We start from the raw sequence: 11250 nt of genomic DNA, 5'->3' as shown, positions 1-11250 counted from the left end.
CGAGGTCGGGTCGACCTCGACCTGATAGGTCGCGCCGCTCGCCTGCGTGTAAGTGCCGGCGACCTGGAGGGTGCCGATGGAATGGCCGGGCGCGATGGTGCCGCCCGCGGCGACCGTCAGGCCGCCGACCGTGCCGTTGCCGGCGAGCCGCGCGCCCTGATGCACGGTCACCGCCGACCCGGCGATCGCGCCGTCCACCGCCAGCGTGCCGCCGACGACATCGGTCGCGCCCGTGTAGCTGCTGGTGCCGGTGAGCGCCAAGGTGCCGGCATCGGTCTTGGCGAGGCCGGCCGAGCCGGTGAGCGCGGCGGCGATGGTCGCCGTATAACCGGCGCCGTCTGCCGTGCCGTCGCCGACGCGGACGATCGCCTGGGTGCCGCTGCTCGGCACCAGGGTGATCGACCCGCCCTGGACGGTATAGCCGTCGGTGGCGAACTGCATGCCCGACGCGCGCACCTCGCCATTGGTCGTGTCGACGCTCACTGCGCCGGCCTTGCCCGCGAAGATGGCGAAGCTGCCGTTCGAATAGGGCGCATTGGCTGCGCCGTTCACATCCGTCCAGTTGTCGTCGCCGGTTGCCCGCCAGATGCCGTCGCCGCCATTGATGGCGCCGTCGTTCTTCGGCCCGAGATCGCCGTCCCAATAGCTGAGCGGCAGGCCGCCGCTGTTGACCAGATTGATCTGATTGGCGATCGACGTCTGGACCGTGGCCTGCGCGCCGGCCGGCAGGGTGCCGAGCTGGAGGCCATTATCGGTGAGCGTGCCGCTATAGCTGATGATGCGGTAGAGCCCCGGCCCGAAGCTGCCGCCGGCCGTCTGGGCGACGTTCAAGGTGCCGTCGAGGGTGAGGTCGCCGCCGACCGTGAGGAGGTCGTTGAGCGCCCCGCCCGGCACATTCGCCTGGCCGAAGTCGTAGTTCAGGACCGAGCCCGTCCCGAGCGCCAGCCCGCCGTTGATGGCGAGCGTGCCGACGGCATTGGGCTGACCGGGATTGATCGCCCCGTCGGCCACTGTGACGCCGCCGCCGATCACCCCCGTGCCGCCCAAGGTGCCGCCGGTCGCGACGGTGGTGAGCGCGGTCGCTCCCGACTGGTCGCCGTTGACGAGGAGCGTGCCGGCGCTGACCGTCGTCGGGCCGGCATAGCTGTTGTTCGCCGTCAGCGTCGTCGTGCCCGGACCGATCTGGTCGAGACCGCCCGTGCCGGTGATCAGCCCGGCGAAGCTGTAGCTGCCGGGCAGATTGAAGGCGAGCGTGCCGTTGTTCACCACATCGCCCGTGAGCGAGGCCGCGCTGCTGCCGTCGCCGAGCTGCAGGGTGCCGGCCGCAATGGTCGTGCCGTTCGCATAGCTGTGGTCGCCGACGAGCGTCAGCACGCCCGTATTCTGCTTGGTCAGGCTCTCGAAGCCGGTGACGCTCGCCGCAGCGAGGGTCATGGCCGCGGCATTGTCGGCGACGAGCGCGTCGGTGCCGGCGCTGCCGTCGATCCCGGTGCCAGTGATCGCCGCGCCGTCACTCAGCGTCAGCCGGTCGTCGTCGTCGCCGAGCGTGAGCGCCAAACCGGCCGTGTCGAGCGTGCCGGCCAGGGTGAGGACATCGCTGCCGCCGCCGAGGTCGCCGTTCGCCCGCAGCGTGCCGTTGACCGTGATGGTGCTCGCCCCGGCATCGCCGGTGACCACCACCGGCGCCGCGCCGGCCGCTTCGACCGTGCCGTTGACGGTGAGCGCGGCGCTGCCGGGCAGGCCGAGCGTCGGCGTGGTCAGGTCGCTATCGACCTGCAGCAGGCCGGCGTCCACATTCGTCCCGCCGGCGCTGTTGCCGGTGCCCGCCAGCACCAGCGTGCCGCCGCCGCCCTTGGTGAGCGAGCCGGTGCCGGTCACGCTGCCGTTCAGCGTCGTCGTGGTCAGGGTATCGGTGAGGATCGTGCCCGCGCCGGCGAGCGTCACGTTGCGCGCCGAGGTGACGTCGGCCGTCGTCGCCAGCGTACCGCCGTCGAAGGTCAGCCCGCCCGCCGCATCGCCCAGATTGGCATCGGCGGAGATGCTGAGCGTGCCGTTCCTGATCAGCGTGCCGCCCGTGTAGCTGTTCGTCCCCGAAAGCACCAACGTCCCAAGATCGTCCTTCACAAGCTGCGTCGCGCCGCTCAAGTCCGACGCGATGGTGGCGACATAATCCGCCCCGACCGAGCCGACGCCGACGCGGATGACCGACTGTCCACTGGCCCCATCGGACACCAGCGTAATGGGGCCGCCCTCGACCCTGTAGCCATCGACCGCGAACTGCATGCCGGAGGCGCTGACGCCGCCCGTATCGACCGTTACCGTGCCCGGCGTGCCCTGGAAGATCGCAAAGCCGTTGGGCGCGAAGGCGCCGTTGGCGATCCCGTCCTGATCGGTCCAGTTGTCGTCGCCGCTCGCCCGCCAGGTGCCGTCGCCGCCGTTGATCGCGTTGTTGTTCTTCGGTCCGGCGTCGCCGTCCCAGAAGTTGAGGGTCAAGCCCGCGGCATTGACCAGATTCACCTGATTGGCGATCGAGCTCTGGACGGTGACGCTGCTGCCCGCCGGCATGGTGTCGATGGCGAGCCCATTGTCGGTGAACGCGCCGTTATAGCTGATGACGCGATAGACGCCGGGGCCGAAGGTGCCGCCGGCGCTCTGGGTGACATTGATCGTGCCATCGAGCGTGAGGCCACCACCCACCACAAGGTGATCGTTGAGCATCCCGCCGACGATACCCGCTTCGCCGAAATTGTAGTTGAGGGCCGAGGCGCCGCTGAGCGCGAGACTGCCGTTGATGGTCAGCGTCTGCGGCGTAGCGCCCAGGTCGCCTGGGCTGATCGCGCCGTTGGCCACCGTCACATTGCCGCCAACTGTGCCCACGCCGCCGAGCGTGCCGCCCGTGGCCACGCCCACCGTGCTCGTCGCATCGCCGAGTGTGTTGTCAACCAACAGGGTGCCGCCCGAGACGGCCGTCGCGCCGGTGAATCCGGAGCTGTCCCCTATGAGCCTAGTGACGCCTGCGGCCTGGTTGATCGCGCCGGCGCCCGACATGGCTGTCGCGAAGCCGTAATCGGTTTCGGTGTGGTTGAAGTTCACCCGACCCGTGCCGGGCGCTGCGAAGGTGAGCGTCGGCGCATCGAGGGTACCCGCCGCGGCGGCGGGCTGGCCTTCCCCGCCGCCGATGTTCAGGACGGCCGAGGCCCCGAGCGCCAATTGGCCGCCGACGCGCAGCTCGCCGTCATCGGCGAGCGTAACGGTCGAGCTCGTGCCCGCGCCTCTGACGGCCAGATCGCCAGCACTCGAAAATATCGCGTTCGCGCCCGAGACGATGAGGGCCGCCGGGACGGTAGCAGCCGTCATGTCGAATGAGCCCGTGCTCAGCTGCGCGCCGTCGAGCACGGACAAGGTTCCACTGCGAATGTTCAAGCTGGTCGTATTCGTCCAGCTGGTTCCCGCGCCCGAGAGCGTGACCTTTTTGTCCCCCAGGGAGGTGAAGGGGGCGCCGATCTGGGCGCTATTGCTCTCGATCCGCGCGCCGTCGGCGATGTTCGCGTCCAACGCCGCTTGGGAGCGTGTCCCCAAACGAAGCGCGCCACCGACTTGCAGCGATGAACCCGCACCATTGAGGGTGAGTGTCGCGGCATCGGCCTCCAACGGAACGCCCCCGAAGTTGGCATCGCCACCGACCTTCACGACACCGCCATTGTCGATGGCGACCGTGGATGTGCTGCCTGCGGCCTCCCCAACGCGCAGGGTTCCGGTCGAGAGCTCCGATCCGGCTCCGCTCACTGTCAGCGTGCTGTTGTCGTTCAGAGTCGTGCTGGCCGTGCCGACGATCGAGCCGCCGCCCGAAAGGGTGAGCCCGCTGCCACCGTTGATGGTGGTGTTGCCGGAATAATTGCTGTCGCCGGTCATCGTGAGCGCAAGACCGCCGGAGACCTGGAGCTGCCCTGTGCCGGCGATCACGCCCGCATAGCTCAACGCTCCCGTGCGGTTGAAGGCCAGCGTGCCGTCGTTCGCGACATCGCCGGTGATCGTACCCGTGGCCCCGCCGTTGCCGACCTGCAGCGTGCCAGCGTCGATCACCGTGCCACCCAGGTAGCCGTTGTCGGCCGCGAGCACGAGCGTGCCCGCGCCGTCCTTTATGAGGGCGCCGGCGCCGGTGACGGGGCTGGTCAGGGTCAGGGTCGTGGACGTGTCCGTGGAGAAGGCGCCGCCGCCATTCTCCAGCGTGACGGCACGTGCCGAGGTGAAACTGCCTGTGCTGTGCAGCGTGCCGCTGTCGAGGGCGAGCGCCCCGGCCGCAGCACCGAGATTGGCATTGGAGGACACTTGGAGCGTCCCGCCGTTGATCGCCGTGCCGCCGGTATAGCTGTTGGCGCCAGTGAGCACGAGCGTACCGGGGTCCGTTTTCACGAGCTCGGTGCCGCCGGTCAGCGTCGCGTCGACCGTGGCGACATAGTCGGCCCCGACCGATCCGAGGCCGACACGGATCATCGACTGGCCATTCGCGTCAGGGGCGAGGGTGATCGTCCCGCCCTGAACGGTATAGCCGTGGACGCCGAACTGCATGCCCGAGGCGCCGACGCCGGCGGCATCGACCGTGACCGTTCCCGGCGTCCCCTGGAAGATGGCGAATCCGTTCGGGGTAAAGGCCCCATTGACCTGCCCGTTCTCGTCGGTCCAGTTGTCGTCGCCGCTTGCCCGCCAGGTGCCGTCACCGCCATTGACGGCATCATTGTTCTTCGGCCCGGCATCGCCATCCCAGAAGTTCAGCGTCAAGCCCGCCGTATTGACCAGGTTGACTTGGTTGGCCGCGGTCTGGATGGCGAGGCCCGGTCCCGAAACCCCGAGGCTGCCCGTCAGGTTGCCGTCGTAATCGATGACGCGATAGACGCCCGGGCCGAAGGTGCCGCCGGGTGACTGCATGACATTAAGGGTGCCGCCGAGCGCGACATCGCCATGCACGGTCATGAGATCGTTGAGCGCTCCGCCGACGAAACCGGCCCTGCCGAAATCATAGGCGAGAGTCGAATTGGCCCCGAGGGTCAGATTGCCGTTGATGGTCAGCGCGCCCACCGTACCGGCGGTCCCGGGCGTGATCGTTCCGCCGTCGGCTACGGTGACATTGCCGCCGAGCGTACCGGTGCCGCCGAGCGTACCGCCGGTCATGACATCCATCGTGCTCGTCGCATCGCCGAGCATGCCGTTCACCAGGAGCGCGCCGCCCGTAATCGAGGTGGCGCCGGTGAAAGTCGAACTGTCGCCCGTCAGGGTCGTGGTGCCGGCGCCGATCTGCTGCAGGTTTCCGCCACCAGTGATCCGATCCACGAAAGTCAGCGCATCTGAGCGGTTGAAGGCGAGCGTGCCATTATTGCTCACGTCGCCGGCGAGGCTGCCCGAGATCCCGCCGTCGCCGACCTGCACCGTGCCGGCGGCAATGGTCGTACCGGCGGTATAGACGTGGTCGCCGGTCAGCGTCAGCGTGCCGGCCAGCGTCTTGTCGAGCGCCTCGAAGCCGCCGACGCTCGCCGCGTCGAGCGCGCGCGCCACCGCATTGTTGACCTGCAGCGTGTCGATGCCGGCGCCGCCGAGGACGCCGGCGCCGCCGATCGCGCCGCCATCGTTCAAGGCGAGCCTGTCGTCGCCGTCGCCGAGGCTGAGCGCCGCCGCGCCGGTGTCGAGCGTGCCTGCGAGCGTCACGACATCGCTGCCGTTGCCGAGATTGCCGGTGGCCCGAAGAATGCCGCCGGCATCGACCGTGATCGTCGATGCGCCCGCATCGCCGGTGATCACCGCCTGGGCGCCGCCCGTCGCGTCGGCCGTGCCGCCGACGGTCAGCGTCGAGCCCGCGTTCATGGCGATGGCCGGCGTCGTCAGCGTGCCGCCGGCCGACACCGCGAGCACGCCGGCATTGACCGTCGCCGCGCCCGTCGTAAGCCCACCGTCGACCTGCAGCACGCCGGCATCGACGCGGCTCGCGCCGATCGTATTGCTGGTCGAGGTCAGCACGGTCGTGCCGGTGCCGATCTGCGCGATGCTGCCGGGGCCGCTCAGGGTACCCGCGAAGTTGAAGTTGTCGCTGCGGTTGAAGGACAGGGTCGAGCTCGCCGCATTGACGATGACATTGCCGACCCCGGCATTGCCGGTGGTGCCGCCGTTGCCGATGATCAGATTGCCGTCGTTGACGACCGTATTGCCGGTATAGCTGTTGTTACCGGTCAGCACCCAGGTGCCAGTGCCGTTCTTGGCCAGCAGCGTCACGCCGCCGGGGCCGTCGACGATGGTCCCGCCCATGATGTTGTTGTCGGTATTAGTGCCGCCGAGCGCCAGCGTGCGGTTGCCGTTGCCGGTGTAGAGCGCCGAGCCGGTGTTCGAAAAGACGATCGCCCCCGTGCCCGAGGATTCGATGAAGCTGACGCCCGTCTGCAGCGTGAAGAGGCGGTCGGTCGTGTCGCCCGCGCCGGTGTAGCGCAGGGTCGAGCCGCTGCCGATGACGAGACTCGTCGCGGCGTTGGACGACATGCCGATCGAGCTCGCCTCGCCGCCGTCGGCCAGCTTGTCGACCGCGAGCACGCCGCCCGAGATCGTGGTGACGCCCGTATAGGTGCTCTCCGCATTCGCCAGGACCCAGGTGCCGTCGCCGGTCTTGGTGAGCGAAGTGGTGCCGCTCGACGGATCGTCGATGCGGGCCGACAATGTGTTGTCGGCCGTGCTGGTGCCGGTGAGCGTCAGCGTGCGGTTGCCGGCGTCCGTCAGCGTCACCGGCGCCGTGCTGGTGAAATCGATCGCGCCGGTGCCGGAGGCATCGAGGCTGCCACCATTGCTACCCAGCGTGAACTGCCGGTCGGTGCTGTCGCCCGTGCCATTATATTGCAGCGTGCCGCCGTCGAGGATCAGGTTGCTCGCGTCGGAGGCCGAAGCGCCGATGGAGCTGTTGCTGTTGCCATTGGTGAGGCTCGCGACGGCGAGTATGCCGCCATTGATGACGGTCGAGCCCGTATAGCTGCTGGCCGTGCCGGACAGCGTCTGCGTGCCGTTGCCATTTTTCACCAGCCCGCCCGTGCCGCTGATGGCGCCGTTGTAATTGGTGTTGGCTGCTCCGCTAAGTGTCAACGTCGCGCTGCCGAGCGTGATGCTGCCGCCAGTGATGTCAAGATTGGCCTGATTGATATAGGCGACCGTATTGTCGAAATCATCCAGATCGAGCGTCGCGCCTGTGGTGTCCATCCTGAGGCCGCTGACGCCGAAGGCTTGGGTCGACCCGGCGCGCACGGTGCCGCCGTTGACTAAGGTGGCGCCGCCGGCGCCATAGGTATTGGCGCCGGAGAGCACGAGCGTGCCCGACCCGATCTTGCTGAGGCTGGTCCCAGTCACCACCCCGGCGAACTCCAGAGTGGTTGCGGCGTTCGACACGTTGATGGTGCCTGTGCCGGTCAGCGTGAACCCGCGGTCAGTGGTGACGTTGCCGCCGGTATAGAGCAGGATGCCACCGGCGAGATTCAGATTGGCCGAGTCCTTGCTCGAAGCGCCGATGTCGCTCGACTGCAGGCCGTTACGCAGGCAGCTGACGCTCAGCGTGCCGGTGATCGTCGTTGCTCCCCCGTAGCTGTTGGTGCAGCCGCTGAAGGTCTGCGTGCCGCTCGCCACGGTGACGCCGCCGGTGCCGCTGATCGTGCCCGAAAAGCTGCCGTTGCCGTTCGTCGTCAGCGTGGCCGTGCCCAGCAGCACGCTGCCGGTGCCGTTTAGGCCACGGACCGTATTGGCGTTATTGGCGAGATCCAATGTCGCGCCGGTGTTCACCGTCATGGCGCCCGTGCCGAAGGCGCTGGTGGAACCCGCCTGCAAGGTGCCGGCGCTGACCGTGGTGGCGCCCGTATAGGTGTTCGTGCCCGACAGCACCAAGGTGCCCGCGCCGTTCTTGGTCAAGCTGCCCGCGCCCGTGGCCACCCCGCTCATCGTCAGCGTCGCAGCGTCCTCGGCGACATCGATGCCGCCGCCGCCGGTGCCGAGCGTGAAGCCGCGATTGCTGGTGCTCGTTCCCCCGCGATATTCCAGCTCGCCCCCACCCTGCAGCACCAGGTTGGACGAGTCGTTGCTGGCCGCGCCGATGCTGCTCGGCGAACCGCCATCGGCCAGCGTGGTCACCGCCAGCGTGCCGCCGGCGATCGTGGTGACCCCGACATAATCGTTGCTGGCGTTGGTCAAGGTCAGCGTGCCGGTACCGGTCTTGGTGAAGCCGGCATCGTCGGGGCTGGTCACCTGACCCGAGAAGGTCAGATCGGCCGTCCCGTCCACCTGAATCGTCCGCGATGGACCGCCATTGACGAGGGTGAAGCCGCGATCGGTCGGGGCCGTGCCGCCGGTATAGCGCAAGGTGCCGTTCTCGAGCACCAGGTTCGAGGGATCATTGGACGATGCGCCGATGGCGCTCGGCGCGCCGCCATCGGCGACGCTGTTGATCACGAGTGTGCTGCCGCTCACCGTGGTCGCGCCGGTATAGCTGTTGGTGCTGGTCAGCGAGACGGAGCCCGTACCCGTACCGCCGACGGTGAAGCTGGTCGCGCCGCCGTTGTCGACGATGGTCGAGGCGATGGTGAAGGTGCCGCCCCCGTTCTGCTGCACGCCCAGCGCGCTGGCGCCGGCGCCGCCGGTCAGGGAGCCTCCCTGGATCGTCTGGTTGGCAGTGGCTACCGACGGTGAGACAAGAATGGTGCCGTCCACGCCGAGCGTGTTGCCGGTGCCGACCGTCACCGCGGAATTGGCGGCCGCCGTGTATTTGAGGCCGCCGAGCGCGACATTGCCGTTGACCGTACCGAAATAGGGCGTGTTGGGATTGCCGCCCTCATCGCTGACGATATTGCCGGTCGCCCAAAGGCCCGCGTCGTCCTGGTTCACGTAGTTGGTGAAGGCGGTGATGAAGCCGCCCGACACCTGCGCATAATCGGTGCCGTTGACGGTCGCCCAGCCGCCGAGCGCGCCGTCGGCGTTGCTGGTCGCCATGGACGTTCCGGAGGCGATGCCGAAATCGGCGAGACCACTGGTGCGCGCGATGGCGCCGAGATCGACCGTCAGCGCGCCGCCCGCCCCCGTTGTCGCGTTGATCCTGTTGTTGCCCGCGGTGATGGTCAGGCCGTTGAAGCTCTGGCCGTTCGTGCCGGTCCCGCCCATGATCGAAAGCGTGCCGCCGCCCATCGTGAGCGCCGACGATGCGGAGATGATGTTGCTGGCGGGCGCGCCCGCCGCCGTGAAATTCAGCGCCAAGGTGCCGCCGCCGATGCTCGTGGTGCCGGTATAGGTGTTGGCTCCCGTCAGCGTCAGCGTGCTCGCGCCGAGCTTGGTAAGGCCGCCGGAACCTGTGATGGCACCGGCGAAGGTCTTGCTCCCGGATGTGGCGTTCAGCGTGAGGTTGGCGCTGCCGAGGGCGACCGTGCCGCCGGTTCCCTCCAGGGTCGCCGTCGTCATGCCGAAGCCGTTGAGGTCGAGTGTCCCGCCGTTAACGATAAGGCCCGCCGTGCCGAAGGCCGAGGCGCTGCCGGCGCGCAGCGTGCCGCTCTGGACGGTGACGCCGCCCGTAAAGCTGTTGGCGCCGGAAAGCACCCAGGTGCCCGACCCGTCCATGACCACGCGGCCGGACCCGGTGAGGCCGCCCGAAATCGTACTCTCGCCCGTGAAGCCGCCGCCGAGGTTGAGCGTATCGATGCTCGCCGCGGGGTTGAACGTCACCGCGCCGGTGAGGGCCAGAGCCCCCGTGCCGTTGTTGAGTAGGCTCGAGTTGTTCGAAATTTGCCAGGTGCGATTGCTGCTGTCACCGTCACCCGTATAGTCGAGCACACCATTGTTGATCTGGATGTCGGCGGGCGCCGTGCCCGTATTGTCGTTGGTACCGAGGGAACTTGCGGTGCCGCGGTCGGCGAGTGTCGAGACCGTCAGCGTCACCGTGCCGATGCTGCTGGCGCCCGTATAGGTGTTGCCTTCGCCGAGCGTAATCGTCCGGCCGGCATTGCCGCTGAAGCTGTAGTTGCCTCCGCTGAGCACACCCAACAACTCGATATCGGCGCCTTCAGCGACGAAGCCGGATCCGCTTGAGGTATCGACATCACCGGTGATGGAAAGGGTTCCTGTGCCTCGGTTGCGGATGAGTGCCGCCGCGCCGTTGAGGTCCCAATTGCGGTTGGAGCTGTCGCCATCGCCAAGGTAGATGACATTATCGGAATACTGGCTCGACTGGTTGAAGACGATCGTGCCATCTTCGACCGTGGTCGGCGCGCCGAGCGAGCTTGCTTCACCGAGGTTGCCGATCGAGGTGAAATAGCTGCTGGCAACTCCATTGACGCCACTAAAAGTCGTGCGTCCCGTATAGGTGCTGGCGTCATTGCTCATCGTGACGCCATTTCCGACCGAGACCCGGCCGTTACCCGTGATGAGCGCAGAGCCTGCACCGCTGCCGCTCAAGGTCAGCGTGCCGCCATCTCCAATATTGACCGCACGGTTTGTGTCGGCACCCGCGATCTGTAGCGAGACTGATGTGCCTGCCGCGGTGAAAATAGCGTTGTTTGCATTACCAAGGGCAGCATCGCTGGCTGCCGCGATCCCGCCAGCGTTGAGGTTGATTGCTCCCGTGAACGTGTTCGCGCCGCTCAGCGTGAGCGTGCCTGCCCCTGCCTTTGTCAGCCCTGCGGAGCCCGCGACAATCGAGCTGATGGTGGCGCTGCCGGTCGCCGTGATGGTGGGGGTTGCGCCGCCGAGCGTCAGCGTGCTGCCCGCGATGGTGTAGCCGCCGACACTGAAGGTGAGGCCGCCCGCCGTGATCGGCGCCCCCAGCGTCACCGTCCCGGCCGTGCCGTCGAAGATGGCGTTGTCGCCGGCTGCGTTGTTCCAGGTGAAGAACGGGCCGCCGATGCCGTCGTTGTTGGTGCTCCAATTGAGACCGGTCGTGTTCCAGGTGCCGGTGCCGCCAAGGGTCGGGCTCGTCACTCCATCGGCGTCCCAGTAGAGATCGGCGGCACCCGCCGGACTTGCCGCAAGGCCAAGGAAAAGCGCCAGAGCGGCGAGGCTCGCATTCCGCGGCCGTGCGACCATGGCCATGAGCTGCGCCAGATGGGGCGCGTAGCTCGCCGCCTCGCCCTTCCACTTGGTGAGACAACCGCCACGCGAAAGGTGGGAACCAAAGGTTTCATCCTGGCCCCGGTGCCCAGACCGATCCTTCACTGCCGCACAAGCCCGAGCCCCGGTGTTGGATTCTGCCCCCAT

At 67.9% G+C, this 11250-nt stretch carries 1 protein-coding gene; it reads right to left on the bottom strand.

Going from position 1 to position 11250, the window contains the following annotated elements; genetic code table 11:
• On the bottom strand, window positions 1–11085 hold an 11085-nt coding region (locus tag ACFQU1_RS18870), incomplete at its 3' end, for an autotransporter-associated beta strand repeat-containing protein (RefSeq protein WP_378135500.1).
• Window positions 11086–11250 lie beyond the last annotated feature (165 nt).

The organism is Chelatococcus sp. GCM10030263 (assembly GCF_042666455.1).
Taxonomy (GTDB): Bacteria; Pseudomonadota; Alphaproteobacteria; order Rhizobiales; family Beijerinckiaceae; genus Chelatococcus.
Note: the sequence above shows the minus strand (reverse complement) of the source record. Positions and strands in the feature narration are given on the sequence as shown.